The sequence below is a fragment of the Vagococcus salmoninarum genome (genome assembly GCF_003987495.1).
Taxonomy (GTDB): Bacteria; Bacillota; Bacilli; order Lactobacillales; family Vagococcaceae; genus Vagococcus_D; species Vagococcus_D salmoninarum.
This window is the reverse complement of the sequence record NZ_NGJU01000001.1, coordinates 1-17,919: the sequence shown is the minus strand read 5'-3', so window position 1 is coordinate 17,919 and position 17,919 is coordinate 1. Positions and strand designations below refer to the sequence as shown.

At 35.9% G+C, this 17,919-nt stretch carries 16 protein-coding genes; 3 read left to right on the top strand and 13 right to left on the bottom strand.

Features of this window, described 5'->3' with window-relative positions; all coding sequences use genetic code 11:
- Positions 1-2 precede the first annotated feature (2 nt).
- The 6 genes from CBF35_RS00080 to CBF35_RS00055 all read right to left on the bottom strand — a co-directional run bounded on the left by CBF35_RS00080 (position 3) and on the right by CBF35_RS00055 (position 8,211).
- Positions 3-1,931: a DUF6270 domain-containing protein gene (locus tag CBF35_RS00080; RefSeq protein ID WP_126777876.1), complete on the bottom strand. Its 1,929-nt coding sequence runs from the start codon at positions 1,929-1,931 to the stop codon at positions 3-5.
- A gap of 14 nt (positions 1,932-1,945) precedes the next feature.
- On the bottom strand, positions 1,946-4,300 hold the full coding sequence (locus CBF35_RS00075) for a CDP-glycerol glycerophosphotransferase family protein (protein ID WP_170174662.1): 2,355 nt from the start codon (positions 4,298-4,300) through the stop codon (positions 1,946-1,948).
- 151 nt (positions 4,301-4,451) lie between these two features.
- Positions 4,452-5,579, bottom strand: coding sequence for a tRNA 2-thiouridine(34) synthase MnmA (gene mnmA / locus CBF35_RS00070; protein ID WP_126777874.1), 1,128 nt, complete (start codon positions 5,577-5,579; stop codon positions 4,452-4,454).
- 114 nt (positions 5,580-5,693) lie between these two features.
- Complete coding sequence (locus CBF35_RS00065) at positions 5,694-6,566, bottom strand: PhzF family phenazine biosynthesis protein (RefSeq protein ID WP_126777873.1); 873 nt, start codon at positions 6,564-6,566, stop codon at positions 5,694-5,696.
- Positions 6,567-6,643: 77 nt separating this feature from the next.
- Positions 6,644-6,988, bottom strand: coding sequence for a DUF1831 domain-containing protein (locus CBF35_RS00060; RefSeq protein WP_126777872.1), 345 nt, complete (start codon positions 6,986-6,988; stop codon positions 6,644-6,646).
- 77 nt (positions 6,989-7,065) lie between these two features.
- The gene (locus CBF35_RS00055; RefSeq protein WP_126777871.1) at positions 7,066-8,211 is read right to left on the bottom strand and encodes a cysteine desulfurase family protein; all 1,146 of its coding nucleotides are present in this window, start codon (positions 8,209-8,211) and stop codon (positions 7,066-7,068) included.
- 182 nt (positions 8,212-8,393) lie between these two features.
- On the opposite strand from CBF35_RS00055, the gene dhaS reads away from it, so the two are divergent.
- The gene (gene dhaS / locus CBF35_RS00050; RefSeq protein ID WP_126777870.1) at positions 8,394-8,951 is read left to right on the top strand and encodes a dihydroxyacetone kinase transcriptional activator DhaS; all 558 of its coding nucleotides are present in this window, start codon (positions 8,394-8,396) and stop codon (positions 8,949-8,951) included.
- Positions 8,952-8,957: 6 nt separating this feature from the next.
- Here the strand turns inward: dhaS and dhaQ are convergent, their stop codons facing one another.
- The 5 genes from dhaQ to CBF35_RS00025 all read right to left on the bottom strand — a co-directional run bounded on the left by dhaQ (position 8,958) and on the right by CBF35_RS00025 (position 12,958).
- Positions 8,958-9,944 carry a DhaKLM operon coactivator DhaQ gene (gene dhaQ / locus CBF35_RS00045; RefSeq protein WP_126777869.1) on the bottom strand — a complete coding sequence of 329 codons (987 nt, stop codon included), beginning with the start codon at positions 9,942-9,944 and terminating at the stop codon, positions 8,958-8,960.
- A gap of 254 nt (positions 9,945-10,198) precedes the next feature.
- Complete coding sequence (gene dhaM / locus CBF35_RS00040) at positions 10,199-10,570, bottom strand: dihydroxyacetone kinase phosphoryl donor subunit DhaM (protein WP_126777868.1); 372 nt, start codon at positions 10,568-10,570, stop codon at positions 10,199-10,201.
- The gene (gene dhaL, locus CBF35_RS00035) at positions 10,563-11,147 is read right to left on the bottom strand and encodes a dihydroxyacetone kinase subunit DhaL (protein WP_126777867.1); all 585 of its coding nucleotides are present in this window, start codon (positions 11,145-11,147) and stop codon (positions 10,563-10,565) included. The genes dhaM and dhaL overlap by 8 nt, the downstream gene beginning before the upstream one ends.
- Positions 11,148-11,175: 28 nt before the next feature.
- The gene (gene dhaK, locus CBF35_RS00030) at positions 11,176-12,165 is read right to left on the bottom strand and encodes a dihydroxyacetone kinase subunit DhaK (protein ID WP_126777866.1); all 990 of its coding nucleotides are present in this window, start codon (positions 12,163-12,165) and stop codon (positions 11,176-11,178) included.
- Positions 12,166-12,433: 268 nt separating this feature from the next.
- Positions 12,434-12,958: a helix-turn-helix domain-containing protein gene (locus CBF35_RS00025; RefSeq protein WP_126777865.1), complete on the bottom strand. Its 525-nt coding sequence runs from the start codon at positions 12,956-12,958 to the stop codon at positions 12,434-12,436.
- Positions 12,959-13,889: 931 nt separating this feature from the next.
- On the opposite strand from CBF35_RS00025, the gene CBF35_RS00020 reads away from it, so the two are divergent.
- Positions 13,890-15,392 carry a helix-turn-helix domain-containing protein gene (locus CBF35_RS00020; RefSeq protein ID WP_126777864.1) on the top strand — a complete coding sequence of 501 codons (1,503 nt, stop codon included), beginning with the start codon at positions 13,890-13,892 and terminating at the stop codon, positions 15,390-15,392.
- Between the two features lie 132 nt (positions 15,393-15,524).
- Here CBF35_RS00020 and CBF35_RS00015 read toward each other — a convergent pair whose 3' ends face one another.
- Both CBF35_RS00015 and CBF35_RS00010 read right to left on the bottom strand, forming a co-directional pair.
- Positions 15,525-15,974: a recombinase family protein gene (locus CBF35_RS00015; protein WP_126777863.1), complete on the bottom strand. Its 450-nt coding sequence runs from the start codon at positions 15,972-15,974 to the stop codon at positions 15,525-15,527.
- A gap of 107 nt (positions 15,975-16,081) precedes the next feature.
- Positions 16,082-16,834 (bottom strand): hypothetical protein, encoded by a 753-nt coding sequence (locus CBF35_RS00010; RefSeq protein WP_126777862.1) that lies wholly within the window; start codon positions 16,832-16,834, stop codon positions 16,082-16,084.
- Positions 16,835-16,985: 151 nt separating this feature from the next.
- Between CBF35_RS00010 and CBF35_RS00005 the strand changes: the two genes are divergently transcribed.
- Positions 16,986-17,919: ISL3 family transposase (locus CBF35_RS00005; protein ID WP_126777861.1), on the top strand; the 934-nt coding region annotated here is incomplete at its 3' end.

Genomic DNA, 17,919 nt, shown 5'->3' with positions numbered 1-17,919 from the left:
TTTTACTTTTTACGGCGGCTGATTTTCTTTTTAGTCAATTCACGAATGACAATCGTATCTAAACGGGTCATAAATTCTTTATAGTAGGCACTTTCAAAATGATTAATTGATGCCCCTAAAGGAAATCTTTTATCACTAATAAAGTTTTTATCCCCTAAATTAATGATTTTTGCTTTTGGTAAGCAATCAATAAATAGATCTTCAATCATGCTATATTTCTCATTCAGCTGAGTAATCGTTTCGATTTCTTTCGGACTGTACCGTTCTTTAGTTCCTTCTTTTGTATAGTAATCCTCAGCTAATTTAATTTTCATTAAAATAATTCGTTCTTCTGGGACTATTTTTTTTAATTCTTGTATAAATTCTTTTAATAAGTCTGTAAAGATTGCTTTTCTAACTTCCCAATTTTCAACCGTGACAATTTCCCCCACTAAATTTGCTTCTTCAATAATTTTATACTTTTTCATCTGGATGTTATTTGTTAGATACTGATTTCCTTGAATTTTAACTATTTCTGAAGAAACCTCAGCAAAAAAATCAATGATTAAAAAATCTGCTTTCTTTTCCTTCATCTTGGTTAAATGCTTTTTACTAAACTCAAGTTCAATCCGTTCTCTGATTGTTTCATTTTCAACTTCCAAAAGTTGACGATAAGGAACGTCTAAAGGGGAACTTAAGAGACTCGCCGCCGTGCTATGAAAAATCGTATCGACAATTTCATACTTCGCAAAGTAGCCTGGATTGAAATATGCTTTGTTAGAAAAACCAACACGACTAAAGCAACTGCCTATAATCCCTAACTTAACTGTATTTTTCGGACTATCCCGATAATTCCTTCTTACCGCTAAAGCCAAACTATGATCATTTGTTTCATAGACACTGTAATCACTATTATGAAAAGTTATCATCTCTTTTTCAAAAACTTCATCAAAGGTTAGATTTTTCATAAATGTTTTTTTATCGTGTTCTTCCACATAATAAAAATCAAAAATGCGATCTTCATTTAAATTAAATTCAAATCGAAAGTCATCAAACTTTAATAGGTAGTCATTTTTATGTTTATCAAGTTTCACAAAAACTGTGCCATCAACCGGGGCACGAAAGTTATTACGTTTTTTGACATAGACTTCGGCTGCGGAATTGTCACTTAGTACTTTTAGACGAATACCATCCTTTTCGACTTTAACATTAGTCAGCTTATAGCCACTAAATTCTTGCTCGAAAGTCAGTAAGGTACCTACTTTTGTCTTTTTCATACTATTAGTTTCGGTGACTAGGAGTTCTGTTTTACTACTTAACAACTCATCATAATAGTAAACTCTCACCCAATAATTAACGACTGGATGCTCTGTTGTAAAATAGATCGGGATACCTTCCCCAAGTAAACTCATATCTACTGAAAAATTAACTTCTTTAGAACTGGCTACTTCTGTCGCAAATTGATAAATTTCTTTACTATGAGCAAGCTCTAACTCTAGTAAATAAACACCAAAATTATCTTCAAAAGGCAACTCAAAATCTAAGTCAATCGTGCCATCGTTTTTATTAATACCTTTTTCCCTTAACTCGACGTCAGTGTAGCTTTTAAACGATAAATTACCTTTTAAATTTTTATAAGGTTTTAGTTTGAAAATCTTATTTAAGCCATACTCAACGCCATCAATGTTCCCATACTCTTCCATCGAAACAAATTGCTCTTTACCATCATTTAACACTACGACAAAATCAAAAAAATCAACAGTGAGAAACCAGTTTTTATTGGCTTCTAAATCAAGAATCCCGACATATTTATCTTCCGCGATTTCTTTGATTTCAATGTCCAAATTATTTTTCAAGTCTTTCCGCTTCCTAATATAGACACGCTGAGCATCTTTCGTCCATAAGCTAAATTCAATTTTTAACGGACTAATTTCTTTCAAATGTACTATCACTTTTTTCACTCCTCTTACAAAATATTATCTGCTAATAAATAGTTAACTATCCGTTCGGTATTGCGATTATCCGTAAATTGGTTAATATTTCGATACTTATTAAGGTAATCATTGTTTAAATAATAATTAGTTGCAATCGCCTCTTTGATAATGGCAACTAACTCTTCATCACTTGTGGCCACTGGACCTGGCGCATTTTTTTCAGTAATTGGTGGCTCTGCTTGATAATTTTCACTCAAGTAGTCTTTGTTCTTCCAATAAAAAATCGGATAAGCCCCTCGATAAATCGCGTCGTAAATAGCAGAAGAATAATCTGAAATAAAGATTCGGCCAATTTTTAAGGCTTCTGAAGGATTATCTGCAAACAAGTGGCGATACTCTGGCAGGGCCTTAATAATATATTCAGAAAACTTATTGTGAGAAACTAAGATTAAGTCATCTAAAAGCCCATTTTTTTCGAAGACTTTAATCATGTTAAGTAGTGACGCATAGTAAGTCGTCTTCTCAATGTCCCCACTATAAATCATGCCTTCTTCCCAATAACGATAAGTTGGCATATAGACAATCTTCTGACTATTTTTAACAATTTCGGCATAATCAAACGTAGCTAAACCTGTTTTAATCAAATCTTTTGAGGTGTAACCCATTTTATAAAATTCAAAGGCTTCTAAATCAGAACTCACGACATTCTTATACACATTGTAGGCGCCGTATTCTTTATAAAATATTTTACCTAAAGGATTTTCAACTGGTTTCGCAAACATAATACCATGTTGTAAAAAGATCAAAGGCACTTCTTTTAACTTCGTCATAATTTCGTTAATGTAGATGCGGTCATTTATAATATGATTACTTAAATCACTACTAATATAGTAGTCAGCTTTAAACAATAAATAATAATGTTTCAAAGAATACTTTGCCACTAAATGTTTTCCATATTTCTTTTTCATTGGCCGATACATTTTAGCTTCTTTAGCTAAGATGAAAAAATTTTTAGAACGGACATTTCTGACTCTCATGACGCTCTCAAACACCCGATAAGCTGATTCGTCTGCCTTGGAAGCCATTTTTTCAAAATAAACATTCGTCTTTTTCTGACTAAGCTTGATTTTTGCCCCAAGCATCGCTATTTTTTGTTTAATCCTGTTCATGAGATTATACATTTTATTATTAGGAACAATCGAATAACTGACACTGCCGTGAATATCAGTCCGTAAAACATAAACTAACTCTTTAGTCACTAGTTTAGTATACACTCGACTTTTGATTTTCTTTTGATTAAGCTGTAATCGGTGAATTGGATTAGTCTGACTACCAATCCACAGTGGGTAATGAACGCGATCACCGATATTTAGCTCATTTATATTTAATTTAAAATAACCTAATTTTTTTAATATGCGAATACGGTTAAAGGGTCTTTTAAACTTAGCCAACGGCGTTGCTTCACTACTAGTAAATAAATAATCAAACTTGGCATGGGCCTTATATGCTTTATGAAACATTAAGCCATAAACATATAAATGTTTACCAAATCTCAAGCAGCCTAGGCGATTGACAAACTGGGTAACTTGAGTTGGTTGGCCTTTTTGAATATAAACCCCAGTCTCTTTTAAAAAGACATAATACCTAGTCCGGTTTTGTTGAATAATACTTTGAATTGGGTCCCCTTGCAGTTTGTCTAAATATTTCCCTTCCAAAAGTTTCAACGGTTTATTAACAACTAATTTACTTAAATCAATCGTAACTAAACGATTGTTGAACATTTTCAATTTAATTGCTACTTCACTGATGACGCTGACTTGTTTAATTTTATCAGTTCTGAACAAAGTATTAAAATAGATTTTATTAAATTTAATTTTTTGCTGACTGTCTTGATAGACAAAGCCAAAATGATTCCCCTGTTCGTAAATGCACTGGATTTCCGAACGGTTATCTATAAAATCAGTGGCTTCTTCTGTGTAATAGGCTTCTAATAAAAATCGCTGATTTAACTGAAAAATTTGCTCTCCCTGTTTATTAATGACACCTATATCAAACATACCCTTACGTTCAAGTTGATACCCTTCTCTCAAATAAGACACTTTAATTTTGATACGGGAAGAACTTTCAAAATAAGTCCTTGTTTCCAGGGCAATAAATAAACTACCTAAATGGGTATAAATAAAGGCTTTGCTATCGCTAAAATTGATTCGACCTAGCAAGCGGCTCTCTTCTGCCTGTTGATAGTTATTTTTTAATAAAACTGTTTGCTCAGCTAATAGCTCTTTTTTTGAAAAAACATAATAAGAGGCAACACTTCCAACGAAAAAACGAATCTCTTCTTCTGTAGCCTCAATTATTGATATATCTGAATCATAAGTATCATACATTATTAATAACATCCTTTAAAAAAATTCTCATTTTTATTATATCATATAATAATTAAAATGACTTATCATTCATTAGTTTAGTTTTTGTCTTTTTCACAACCAAAAAGAAGTAGATTGCTCTACTCCTTTTAGTATTTCTAAGTTGTCTTTCTTAAATATATTGTAACTCTTTTGCACCATTAAAAGCTAAATCAATCATCCCGCCACCAAGACACTCCGTCCCATCATAGAAGACGACTGCTTGACCTGGGGTAATCGCCCGGACAGGTTCATCAAAGATTACTGTCCCTTTTGTTGGATTAGCAGGATTCAATTTAACAGAAACCCCTACATCAGCTTGACGGTAGCGGAACTTTGCCGTACAAGTGAACTCGAGCTCACGTTCCCCTTCCGTTGTGAAATGAATCTCACTAGCTTCTAAATGGGTTGAATATAAGGTTGGGTGATGGAAGCCTTGGCCAACATATAACGTGTTCGTTGTTAAGTCTTTACCAATCACGAACCAAGGGGCTGAGTTATCACCGCCACCACCAATGCCTAAGCCTTGGCGTTGACCGATTGTATAATACATTAAACCAGCATGTTGCCCTTTGACTTCGCCAGTCTCAGTCACCATATTGCCTGGTTTAGCCGGTAAGTATTTACTTAAAAATTCTTTGAAGTTTTTTTCACCAATAAAGCAGACTCCTGTGGAATCTTTTTTCTTAGCTGTGGCTAAACCAGCTTTTTCAGCTAATTCCCGGACTTCTGATTTTTCTAAATGTCCTAAAGGAAACATCGTTTTAGCTAATTGTTCTTGTGATAATTGGCTTAAAAAATACGTTTGATCTTTATTATTATCAATGCCTCGAAGCATATGAGATACCCCATTTTCATCACGAGTCACTTGGGCGTAGTGGCCAGTTGCTACGTAATCGGCACCTAATTTCAAAGCATAGTCTAAAAAGGCTTTAAATTTAATTTCTTTGTTACACATTACATCAGGGTTTGGCGTTCTGCCACGACGATATTCTTCTAAGAAATATTCAAAGACACGGTCCCAATATTCCTTTTCAAAATTAACTGAGTAGTAAGGAATGCCAATTTGTTTAGCGACTTTCGCCACATCCTTATAATCTTCAGTTGCCGTACACACCCCGTTATCATCTGTATCATCCCAATTTTTCATGAAGATACCAACGACATCGTATCCTTGTTCTTGCAGAAGTAGAGCTGTTACAGAAGAGTCAACTCCTCCACTCATGCCGACGACAACCCGAGTTTTGCTATTGTCTGTCATACTATCACCATCATTTCTTTCGAATTCTGAATTATCTACGATTTGAAGGTCGGATTTTCAGTAGTGTTTATTATAAGCCCTTTTGACTTTTTTTTCATCTATTTAAGCCAATTCTTAGTAAAATGATAGATTAAACTTACGCTTATAAGTCGTTTCCCCTTTAACCTTAACGTCGATTTGCTGATTTAAATAATTAGCTTGTGCCGTTACCTTGCCAAGCTCCTTTAGCGCCACCCCTTGTTCTATGTTGATCCCCCTCTGGACTTGGGGGTCATCCCCATAGACTAATAGATAGGCTGCCATCACCCCAGAAGCCGTTCCTGTCACTGGGTCTTCGATAATTCCTGAAGCGTAACTTGAAAAATGCCGAGCCACATAGTCACTTGTTTCCCCTTTAGTAAAAGGATGAATGGAAATATCTTTGCGCCCTTGAAGAACTTTCGGAAACTCTTGAGTTTGAGGAAGCATTTTAGCTAAGCTGGCAAGCTTTTTGACAGGTACAATTAAGGTCCAAACACCGGTGGAACCATAAACAACGGGCAAAGTCGGGTCTAGGTCTTGGGGCTGGATTCCTAACACCTGGCATAATTCAACGATGTCCTCTTGATAAGGTTTAAACATTGCTGGGGACTGGCTCATAGTCACTGTTTGTGCTTGTTTATTAAATGTGGCCTCTAAGATCCCTGCCTGAGTTTCAATGTGCCAGTGTTGACGTTCTGCCTCTAGTTGGGAACTTAAATAACTAATTGCGCCAATCGTTCCATGACCACAGAGAGGGGTTTCTTGATTAGGCATAAAGAAACGCAAGCCGATATCCGCTACTTTAGACTCAACAATAAACACTGTCTCACTATAGCCAGCTAAGCTAGCAATTGTTTGCATCTCTTGAGAGGTTAATTCCGCACCATTCAAGACTAAACCACAAAGATTGCCACCACCATTTTTTTGACTAAAAACTGATAATTCGATAACTGTACAAGCTTTCATCTCACCCCGCCTTTACTTCCTTATTGTAACGAAAAAGGGCTCGCGACATAAGTCAGCGATCCCTTTTTTTAACGCTTTTATTCAACTTTTTCGAAACAACCACGATCAATCATACCATCCATTAAGAAGTAAAACTTCTCTTGGTTCATCGCAAATTTATCATTTGAAAAAATATCAAGTGCTTTCATACCATTGGCTGTTGTCACAGACATTTTTAACGTTTCTAAGTCTTCTGACACTGTAATTTTTAGTTTAAAGCCTTGTTTGCTTTGGGGTGTTGCATCTAACGGGCGGATTAATTGGAAATTACCAGATTTAGTTTCCGTAAAGCCATTGTCTCGCATTGTGTATTTTTTAGCTTCTTGACCAATTTTGTAAGAAATGGGACAGCCTAATACTGTTGCAGTTTGCTCAAATGCCATTCTATTCACCTCTATATTTTTATTCTAGCTTTATTATACCTATTTTTCCTTAGTTAGTCTATGGTTCCTAGGGTGGTTTAGCTTTTTAAGCCTTCGATAGTTTGAATTAAATGAGCCAAGAAGTTTGCGATTTCCTCAGAAGTGTTCCCTAAGCCGAAACTAATTCTCAAAGACTCCTTGGTGGCTTGGTGCCCCAAGCCATACATGCTTTCTAAAACATGAGATGGTTCCACATTCCCGGCGGTACAAGCTGAACCGATTGAAAGGGCAATCCCTTGTAAATCTAATTGCATTAAGAGTAAGTCATTTGGCACATTCTTAAAGCGTAAATTCAAAATATGTGGGGATTTACGACTGACATCGCCATTAATTGAAAAGTCAATCTTAGCTGCTTCTAAGCCTTTGATGATACTCTCATTAAAACTCTCATAACTAGCTAAGCGATTGGCTTTTTCTGCAGTCGTTAGCAAGGAAACGGCCGTGGCTAAACCGACAATGCCAGGGATGTTTTCAGTTCCGCCCCGCCGTTTCTCTTCTTGTTCACCACCATGAATTAACGGTTTCATCATTAACCCATCCCGGCGGTATAAAAACCCTAAGCCTTTTGGACCATTGATTTTATGAGCAGTCGCTGAAAACAAATCGAGACCTAGTTCTTGGACAGCGATTGTTGCTAAACCATAAGCTTGAACGCCATCACTGTGAAAATATGCGGGATGGTTGGCTAAAATGTCACCAATTTCTGCCAAGGGAAACTGAACCCCTGTTTCATTGTTCGTATGCATAATTGAAACGAGGATCGTATCCGGTCGCAAAGCTGCTTCAAATTCTGCTAAAGAAAGATTACCTAATTTATCGACACCTAAGTAAGTAACTTCGTAGCCTTCCCCTTGGAGATACTCCATCGTATTTAAAACAGCTGGATGTTCAACAGCCGTAGTTATCAAGTGTTTACCTTTGTGTTGATTGGCTAAGGCTGTTTGAATGATCGCCGTATTATCACTTTCTGTTCCGCCACTCGTAAAAACTATTTCATGGGCTTTAGCACCAATACTTTCGGCAACTACTTGGCGAGCATCTTCCATCACCCCGTGGGCTTTTTGGCCTAAACGATGAACACTAGAAGGATTACCGTAGACAGTCGCCATGGTTTCTGCCATTTTTTCAATTACTAAGGGATGCATCGGCGTCGTTGCTCCATGATCTAAATATATTCTTGCCATCTGGTTCCCTTCTTCCTAATTTATAATTCTTTACATGCAAGTATAACGCAATTTTAAAGGACATACAAAAAAAATGAACGCCTGAATGTTCTCTTAAGTTGAACTGTTTTCAGACCCTTAATCAATGGCCCCTTTTTCGTTTCATGTTATAATTAATTAGCTATTAAGAAAGGGGGAGCAACATGCAAGAATCTTTAATCACTAAAAAAATTATTGCTTATGCCTTAAAATCTTTAATGACCACAACCCCCTTTACTAAAATTACGATTCGTCAAATAATGGAAACGGCAGACATTCGCCGCCAAACATTTTATAATCATTTTCAAGATAAATATGAATTACTTACTTGGATCTATCAACAAGAAATTAGTGAGAACATTAGTGACTTTTTAGACTACGAAGAATGGCACAATGTGATTCTCCGAATTCTCGACTATTTTTATCATAACCAACCCTTTTATCGGAATGCCTTCGCCTTTTCAGAACAGAACTCTTTTGACCACTACTTTTTAGAACATACGAATGGCCTTATAAAAACCATTGCTTCAGACATCACTAAAAAAGCTGGAAAACAGTTGACTGTTTCCCAACTAACGTTTCCAACGGAGTTTTATAGTCACGCCTTTGTAGGAGTGACTAAAAACTGGTTAACGAATGGTTGCCCTGAAGAACCAGTTATTTTAGCCGCTCAAATTTCAACAACTTTAGAAAACGCTTTGGCTGGAGCTTTGATTCCCTAAGGGCAACTACCAACCGTAAGCACTGACTGGTAGTTGCAAATAAGTCAGCCACTGAGGGTCTTTAATTTCTAAAAAAGTTAATGAGACACCGGCCATGTTTAGAGAAGTCATAAAGTTACCGACTTTTTTAAACTGGACATCTATGCCGTCTAATTCTAACAAGCGGCGAACATCATTGGCAAAGATCATTAACTCGAGTGCCGTTGTTCCGCCTAAGCCATTAATCAGCAGTGCTAATTGACTGCCTTGTTTTAATTGATACTGGCTCTTTAGTTTATTAATCAGTTCATTAGCTAACTTTTCCGAGTGACTAATCGGTTCTTCACGATAACCAGCCTCGCCATGAATGCCAATCCCAAAAGAAATTTCAGACTCCCCTAATTGAAACTGAGGCGCACTTTCACCAGGTAAGGTCCCTGGGGCGACTGCTAAACCTAAAGTATTCAAAGACATCACAACTTGTTCCCCTAAAAGGGTTAGTTCTTTTAAAGTTTGACCAGCAGCTGCTGCCCCACTGAGAATCTTATGAACAAAGACAGTACCAGCTACACCCCGGCGCCGTTTTTTGAAAGTCTCTTTATCGATGGAACAGTCGTCATTTACAATAATATGAGCCACTTGATGGCCTGCTCCTTGGGCTAATTTTTCGGCTGCTAAAAAATTAGTCACATCAGCTTCAAAATTTTTAACGATTAATAATACCCCTTGGCCCTTATCGACTAATTGAATCGTTTGTACGATTTCTGCCACTGTCGGTGGGATAAAGATTGGTCCATTAATACTAGCTGCTAACATATTTTCACCAACGTAACCGGAATGGGCTGGCTCATGACCTGTTCCACCACCACTAATTACCGCCACGGCCTGTGGTTGAACTTTACTTAAGATAATACCTGTCTTAGGTACCCGTTCTAAGATATCTGCGTAGGCGAAATTAATCCCATTTAAAAGTTGGGTTACGACATCTGTTGAACGGTTAATTATTTTTTTCATCTCGTTTCCTCGACTTTCATCTTTGAATTAACTTTTTTTAGTTTATCATATATTTAAGCTCATGGCTGTTCAAAAAAATTGAAAGTGGGATAAAAGTCAGTTAAATCCCAAAAAATGAAAATAAATCCGAATAATCAGCTTTTTGATCATCCGGATTTATTGAACTTTTGTAGTATTTGACTTTGAGAACCCGTTTATCTAATAACTTTCATTAGCTGAAGTTAAAGTTATTTTGATTTTTTGCACTAAGGGATTTACTTAATAGTTAAAGGTTGTAGTTGTTCATCGATAGCTGAAAAATCAGCTCCGGCTTGCATTAACGCAGCCGCTGTATAACTACTTTCAACAAAGGCGGTATCATAGAGAACCACTTCTTTATCTGTCAGCTCCATGGCCATTTCTAAATTCATCTTAGCACTGCCTAAGTCATAGAAAGCTAAAATCTTCTCACCAGTGTTATTTTCAAAGGCTTTTTCGATTTTAGCAAAACTTGTGCCAACTTCTTCTTCCTCGGTCCCACCAGCATAAGTAATTGGGACATCTTTAGCTACTTCAGCAATTAAACGTGCAATCCCTTTAACTAGCTCTGGTACATGAGACACCATTACAATTCCTAATTTAGCCATTTGTTATCCCCGCTTTCAACATACTATCAAAGAAGTAACCACTTGACACAGTCCCAGGATCAAGGTGACCAATCGAGCGTTCGCCTAAATAAGAAGCACGGCCTTTCGTCGCCTTTTGATCTTTCGTCCAACTAGCAATTTCTGTGATTTTTTCACTACTTAGATTGCCTGCTTCTAAAGCCTCAATCACACCAGCCCACATATCAACCATGGTTTTTTCACCAATTTCAGCTTTGCCGCGTTTTTGAATTCCTTCTAAACCAGCTTTTACCATCACAATTAGTTCTTCTGAAGTAGTTGCAGCTTTAGCCATGCTAATTAAAGCAGAGCCGTAAAGTGGGCCTGACGCTCCACCAACTTTACTGACAAGGGTCATACCAGCTAATTTAAAGGTCTCAGCAATCGTTGCCGGTTGTTTTTCTTCTAAGGCTTTCGCCATTTCAGTCGTACCACGAGCCATGTTCATGCCGTGATCGCCATCACCAATCGCACTATCTAGATCGCTTAAATAGGCTTTTTCTTCATTAATTTTTGTTGTAAAATCCATTAACCAGTTGATTACTTGAGTATTATCCATCTGTCTTAATTCCTCTCCTTTTAACTTCTTACCAAGCGATTGTTTGAACGTTATAATTAAGTTTTTCTAGCCAATCAGCTTCTGTTAATTTAATCATTGTTAATGATAAACCAGCCATATCAATGGCGGTCATATAGTCGCCAACTTTTTTGAAACTAACTGTTAAACCGTCGGCTGCTAATAATTCTTTAACGTCATTAATAAAGACATACTGTTCCATCAACGGCGTACTACCTAAACCATTGACTAGTAAGCCAAATTCTTCGCCAGCTTGCCAGTTAAATTGACCTTTTAATTTCCCAACAATCTCTTTAGCTAATTCTTTTGATGGGGCAATTTTTTCTTTGCTGTAACCTGGTTCGCCATGAATGCCGACTCCAAATTCCAATTCGTCTTCACCAAGAACAAAGCCCGGATGTCCAACTTCTGGGACGGTTGCTCCAGTTAAAGCAACACCTAAAGTTTTTATGTTAGGCACGATTGCCTCTGCTAATTCCTTAATCTCAATTAAAGTAGCACCTTGATCTGCAGCTGCTCCTAAGATTTTATGGACTAAGACAGTCCCCGCAACCCCTCGTTTACCTGCAGTATAAGTACTATCTTCCACAGCAATATCATCGTCAACAATGATCGTTTCCACTTGAATGTCTTCCATCTCAGCTAAATCTTTAGCCATCTCAAAGTTCATAACATCACCAGAATAGTTTTTGATAACTAAAAAGACGCCAGCTCCCTTGTCTGCTTCTTGAATTGCCACTAATACTTGGTCAGGTGTCGGTGATGTGAAGACAGGTCCACAAACAGCAGCGCCTAACATTCCTTGACCGACAAACCCAGCATGAGCCGGTTCATGTCCGCTACCTCCACCAGAAATTAAGGCAACTTTGCCTTGTTTTAAATCATTACTAATAATGACTCCGCTATCATTTACTCGACTAATTAAATCTCCATGGGCATAAACTAACCCATCTAACATTTCGTTAACAACGTTCTCCGGTTGATTAATAATTTTTTTCATACTTGCTTCGCTCCCTTTCTTTGATCTTACAATAAGTCTACCTTGAAAAGGCTTACTTTAGAAGGGACAGATTTAAAGATTTGTCCAAAATGGTGGTGTGAGAGATGTCATAAGAGGTACGATTCTTCGTTGTCCCAGATTTCTAAAGGCTAAAGACTTACGAATGACGGTAACGCTTAGCAGTTGTTGAGAGAGTCGCTATTTGACTTTTAGAAGCCCTTTAGCAAAAAAGGAGCCGTGACAATAGTCACGACCCCTTGCTTTTTATTTAATTGAGATGGTCTTTAACAGCTGTTGCATACTTATAGGCAGTCCCAACAGAGACGCCACAAATATCCGCAATTTGGCGAATGGTTTTATTACGATGGCCGTATAACTCTTGAATACGATTGATTTTTTCATCGGAAACACTTGGTCGCCCAGGGAAGGATCCGCCTTTTTTAGCTCTTAAAGTTGGGTAGCCGTGTTCTTTGACTACTTGATTTTCCGAGAGGGCTAAATGGTATAGCACATCAAAATATTCTTCATCAGCTAAATTAGACAAAGGTCTTTTATCAATAACATACAAAATTTTATTATGATCTTTTAAATATTTAAGAGCTGGATAGGAGTGAAATATTTGAATTCCTAAATCTTCCAAACTATGAATGTGAATTTTATGTTCGATATTTTCCTCAACAAACTCTTTAAATTCTTGAGCTGAGGAACTACTAGCGTGATCTTCAATTACTTCATCGCAACAGTTTTTCTCTAATAAGACTTCTTTTTTATTAAATGTATAACCAATTTTCATAATTTATAATCTCCTTCCATGGCTGGACCTTTACAAGTACAATCATTGAAACACTGACTTGTTTTAAGGAATGGTTGAGCATCATTTATCATAACTAAACTTGTCAATCGTTACCCTTTTGAAATTATTTCTATTTTATATTCGAAAAGTTCCTGACACTTGCTTGGCTCTTACATAAAAATAGCCGCCACTATAAATTATGAACAGCACCTTTGGAACTACCAGCATTAGGCTGGACTGACTTCTAAAATACTTCAGAGGACATGACAGTCATTCTTTACCTAGGCCTTTTGCATGTTTACAAACCATCTCTGATTTTTTTCTAGTTAGTGACATTCAAACAAGTTGGCCTTTAACCGACTCATACTTTGTGATATTTTATTTATCTCCCCAAAAAAATAAAATTTTAGACTCACACTTCCTGAGTTACTTTAGCCTTTGGTGACCATTTAAATAGTTTCCCTTATGTACACTATTTAAAAGTTTTTTTCCCACTTATTTAATATTCTTCTTTGTTTCTTTTGATTAATACAATAAATATGCCAGCATTCTTATACAACATGATTCTTACCAATCTTCCCCTCCTTTTCTCTAACTTAATTTAATAACATCTCAAGTATAAAGGGGTTTTATCTCCCTTTACGCTATTTATCATATCATGTAAGAAATACCGTTCGTTATATACTTTCGGGTATTTCATCCCGAAATAGTTTTTCCTTTATTAGGATAAAAAAACCATAATTAGATTATTCAACTTCATCAGGATGTTATCTTTTCCTCTCTGAAACTAACTATTGATTTTTATACACATTAAAGTTATATTATTTAAGTACTATTTATGAAACTTTAAGGAATAAAATATCATTTTTCTTGATTCATTTCCTGCCATTTTCCGTCCGTCACTGCTTAAACAGAAGGGGAATGATCCATTATGTTAGATCTATTTTTCAAAAAAACTGAGATTAATCGAATCCGGATTCTTTTACTCTTTTATTCTCATAAAGAAGTCACTTTACATCAAATCCAACATCAAACTAAGACCCCAATTACAACTGCTAGCCGCCTAGTTTCTGACCTTAACGCTGATATCAATGATATTTTTGGTGACAAGTTAACTATTACTCTGGAAAATAAAGCTTATATTTTAAACTATACAACTAAATTAAATCAAACAGAAGTTATCGGACGCTTAGGTCACTCCTACTTAAATTCTTCAATTACTTTTAAAATAATTTCACATATTTTCACTGAAAGAAATAATAGTTTAGTCCAATTGTGTGCTGACATTAATGTTTCACAAAGTTACGTCTACAAGAAATTAGTTGAAATTAATAAAACAATCAGCTCTTTTAATATCAAAATTACTAATAAGCAAGGTTCACTGACGATTGATGGTTCTGAAAACAGTATTTTATTGCTAACTTATGCGATTTTAGAGATTGAAAAAAAAGTCTTTCCCCTAAGTGCTGAACTCGTTAACGCCCCGAACATATACAAATACTTTAATCTTATTGAAAAAAAGTTGTCTAACCCATATGAAAAACGCTCACTAAACTCCCTCTACGATACGGTTCAATTACGTCGTCAATCACTGGAATCTGTGACTTTCATCCATTTAGAAAACCGAGAGATTATTGAAAGTATGTTAAGCGTTGTTAACTTATACGATTGTCGCAAAGACATTAAACCCCTTAGTCATAATAGTAGCTTATTCATTAACTTCATCGCTCGTTGTTGCATTAACGGTACATTAACTTTTGAAGAACGGGTTCTAACTGGGAAAGCCCTCGGAAAACTAACTAATAATAAAGTTGTTACTTACGCCATTGAACTAGTTGAAGTTTTAGCCGCAGATATTGTTGGCACCACTTTTTCTTCTAAAGACAATTACTGGGAAGCACTCTATATTTGTACACTGCAGCTCTGTTATATTGATTTATTTTCGGCTGATATTTTATTAGAATTCAAGCGCCTTGAAAACTACCATTTAAAAACTCGTTCGAATACCCGCCAACGAGAAGAAACAAATAAAAAAATTGCTGGCCTTTTAGACTTGCCTACATTTCCTTATACTAATTGGTCCACTAAACAGTATAACGACCTCATTCCGATGTTAAAAAAATGGGCTCATGGCTTATCTTTTTCAAAAAAAGAAATTAAGTTTAAAATTATGTTTTACTTCTCCAACTTTATCGTGGCTAATTTGACGATTAAAGAGTTAATTATCACCCATTTTTCCGATACTTTTATTGAATTTGTCACTTCGATTGATGAAGCAGATTTACTAATTACTGACACTTTTTCCATTTTACCAGATGGCCTACAATACTTTCTGTTCCATGATTTTGAAGAAGAGTCCCTTTACGAAACCCTTTTAATGGCAATTGCTGAAGTCAGTCATAAAAAATTTATTAACTTAAGCCAAAAGGATTAATTATACCACTCAAAAAGAACGCAGCGTTACCAAGTTAACTGGTAGCACTGCGTTCTTTTTGAGTGAGACTTTAAGCTTTAGTATATTTATAGACTGTTCCAATGGAAACATCACATAATAAGGCAATTTCTTTTAAGGTTTTATTTCGACTATTGTAATGCTTCTTAATTTCTTTGATTTTTTTTCCTCTAGTTTTGGCCGTCCTGGGACAACTCCATCTAACCGGGCTTTTTCAATCCCACGAATCGTTCGTTCACTAATAATATGATTTTCCAATTCTGCTAATTGATATAAAATATTAAATAAACTTTCATCTGAATAATTAGTTAGTTCCTCTTTTTCTAAAATATAAAGAAGTTTATTTTGTTCTTTTAAGATAAGAAAAAGTGGGTAGTATTGAATCAACTGCATTTCTAAATCTTTCAAGGAGTGGATGTAAAATTCTGCCTCTTTATTGCGTTTAATGACTTCTTTGATTTCTTGGGCCACAGTTTTGCTATCCTGTAACGTCCAAACATCGTGACATGTTTTTAACATCATTGCTTTATTCTTTTTATGTAAGACAAATCCGATTTTTTTCATAAGTCCTCCTAACTAAGTTCGCTTAAAACACCTTTAGCGAACGTTATTCTATAATAGATTTACAATAACACTCCACTCACAAAAAAACAAGCTCATTAAATGATAATTTAGCGAGCTTGTATGATGCCACTAATCCAATCTGACTGTTCCAAAAAACGCTTTAACTCAACTTCGTACATTTTCCCCCAAGAAGAAATGGTTATTTTTTCTATTTCACTTTCATAGTCTTTTTCATACTTAGTGATCATTACCCAATGTGCGGTAATATCAATTACTTTTCCAGCTTCCTTGCCCCCAATACTATTGACTAACATCCCTTGCTTTCGACCAATAAATTTTAAGCCTTTAGGAAATTCTGATTTATTAGGACCAACGATCAAAGGCACAGGACGGTTTTCTTGTAACTCTTTTTTTATAATTTGACTGATTTTATGTTTATGATTTTTTAAGCTAATAAACTTAACTCGCCGCTGACTTTGGCTTTGTTTAAAATAACGATTTAAGCCGTTTTTTAGTTGCCAACCTTGAATCCCTAAGACAAAGTTAGCATCTTTTTGGTATTTTTTTGGCGAAAACAGCGGATTACGCCAAGGTTTTAAGTATTTATAATAAAGTGATTTCACAAACATTTCATAAGTAGCGCCTTTTAACTGCTGAGGTTTGACTAATCCGGGCAAGCTTTTTGCTAGTTGGTGATCGGCAAGGCTTAAATACAATAAATAATCTGCCATGGCAATCAAGCCACAACCGCCATAATTTATTTCGTCATCATGACTAAACTGATCATCTTTAAACCAGCCTTGGTTACCACCATATGACCCGGAAATTTTAAGATAGTCTTCAGTTAATAATTCAATCATACACTCACCGCCAACTTTTTCTTTTGGCTGTATAATTTTTGGTGTGGATGAAGAAATTCATTCACGCCTATTTTTACACAAAAAAATAGAAACATATGAACTTTCCAGTTAGAATAAAGTTGCTAAGACCAATTCAGGGAGGAAGATTCATATGTTTCATAACGATTATATCCGATTATCACTTAATTTAAAAGACCCCAATGTCACATTTGCTGAAAAAGCATGCGTTGAACAAAAAATAAAAGGCGTTACTGCAACCCTTTATTTTGCTACTTTGACTTATACACCCACTCATTGTAAATGTTGTGACCGAGAAAACACTGATTTTCTACTTGTTAAGAATGGCTTTCTAACTTCAAGGGTAAAATGGCTTCATCTGGCCAATCGGCCAGCTTATATCGAGTTAAAGAAACAACGGTTTCTTTGTCGTAAATGTAAAAGAACCTTTGTCGCCCAATCAGAAGAAGTTGCCCCTAGCTGTTTTATAGCTAATAAAGTGAAACAGTCCCTCGCTATTGAATTAGGTGATGCCATTTCGTTAAAGGATTTATCACGACGACACAACGTTTCTCCAACAACTACTGAACGCATTTTAACTCAGTTAGGCGCTGCTTTTAAAGTTGACTATACTTATCTACCGCCCAACTTGTCTCTAGACGAATTCAAGTCTGTTAAAAATGTTGTCGGAAAAATGAGTTTTATTTACTGTGATTCTGTTACTCATGAAATCATTGATATTCTGCCAGACCGTCGCTTAAACGGTTTAAGAGAGTACTTTTCCCGCTTTAGCTTAGAAGCACGACAACAAGTAAAAACAATCGTTGTTGACATGAATGCTGCTTATTTTACATTGGCTTGTGAGCTCTTCCCTAACGCTGAAGTAATCATTGATCGATTCCATGTGGTTCAATTAATTTCTCGTTCATTGAATCAAACACGCATTCAAATCATGAAACAATTCTTTGGTTCGAACGCTAGTAAAATGAAAGATTATCGCAAGCTAAAAAACTACTGGCGGTTAATGCTGAAGTGTTCAACTGAGCTTGATTTTCAAACTTACAATTATCAAAGACTCTTTAAAAAAC

What these genes read in the sequence shown, in the direction of transcription:
- CBF35_RS00015 (WP_126777863.1), bottom strand. Translation starts at nt 15,974, where the DNA reads ATGAAAAAAATCGGATTTGTCTTACATAAAAAGAATAAAGCAATGATG.
- dhaL (WP_126777867.1), bottom strand. Translation starts at nt 11,147, where the DNA reads ATGGATAATACTCAAGTAATCAACTGGTTAATGGATTTTACAACAAAA.
- CBF35_RS00010 (WP_126777862.1), bottom strand. Translation starts at nt 16,834, where the DNA reads ATGATTGAATTATTAACTGAAGACTATCTTAAAATTTCCGGGTCATAT.
- CBF35_RS00065 (WP_126777873.1), bottom strand. Translation starts at nt 6,566, where the DNA reads ATGAAAGCTTGTACAGTTATCGAATTATCAGTTTTTAGTCAAAAAAAT.
- dhaM (WP_126777868.1), bottom strand. Translation starts at nt 10,570, where the DNA reads ATGGCTAAATTAGGAATTGTAATGGTGTCTCATGTACCAGAGCTAGTT.
- CBF35_RS00055 (WP_126777871.1), bottom strand. Translation starts at nt 8,211, where the DNA reads ATGGCAAGAATATATTTAGATCATGGAGCAACGACGCCGATGCATCCC.
- CBF35_RS00020 (WP_126777864.1), top strand. Translation starts at nt 13,890, where the DNA reads ATGTTAGATCTATTTTTCAAAAAAACTGAGATTAATCGAATCCGGATT.
- dhaQ (WP_126777869.1), bottom strand. Translation starts at nt 9,944, where the DNA reads ATGAAAAAAATAATTAACCGTTCAACAGATGTCGTAACCCAACTTTTA.
- CBF35_RS00075 (WP_170174662.1), bottom strand. Translation starts at nt 4,300, where the DNA reads ATGTATGATACTTATGATTCAGATATATCAATAATTGAGGCTACAGAA.
- dhaK (WP_126777866.1), bottom strand. Translation starts at nt 12,165, where the DNA reads ATGAAAAAAATTATTAATCAACCGGAGAACGTTGTTAACGAAATGTTA.
- CBF35_RS00025 (WP_126777865.1), bottom strand. Translation starts at nt 12,958, where the DNA reads ATGAAAATTGGTTATACATTTAATAAAAAAGAAGTCTTATTAGAGAAA.
- mnmA (WP_126777874.1), bottom strand. Translation starts at nt 5,579, where the DNA reads ATGACAGACAATAGCAAAACTCGGGTTGTCGTCGGCATGAGTGGAGGA.
- dhaS (WP_126777870.1), top strand. Translation starts at nt 8,394, where the DNA reads ATGCAAGAATCTTTAATCACTAAAAAAATTATTGCTTATGCCTTAAAA.
- CBF35_RS00060 (WP_126777872.1), bottom strand. Translation starts at nt 6,988, where the DNA reads ATGGCATTTGAGCAAACTGCAACAGTATTAGGCTGTCCCATTTCTTAC.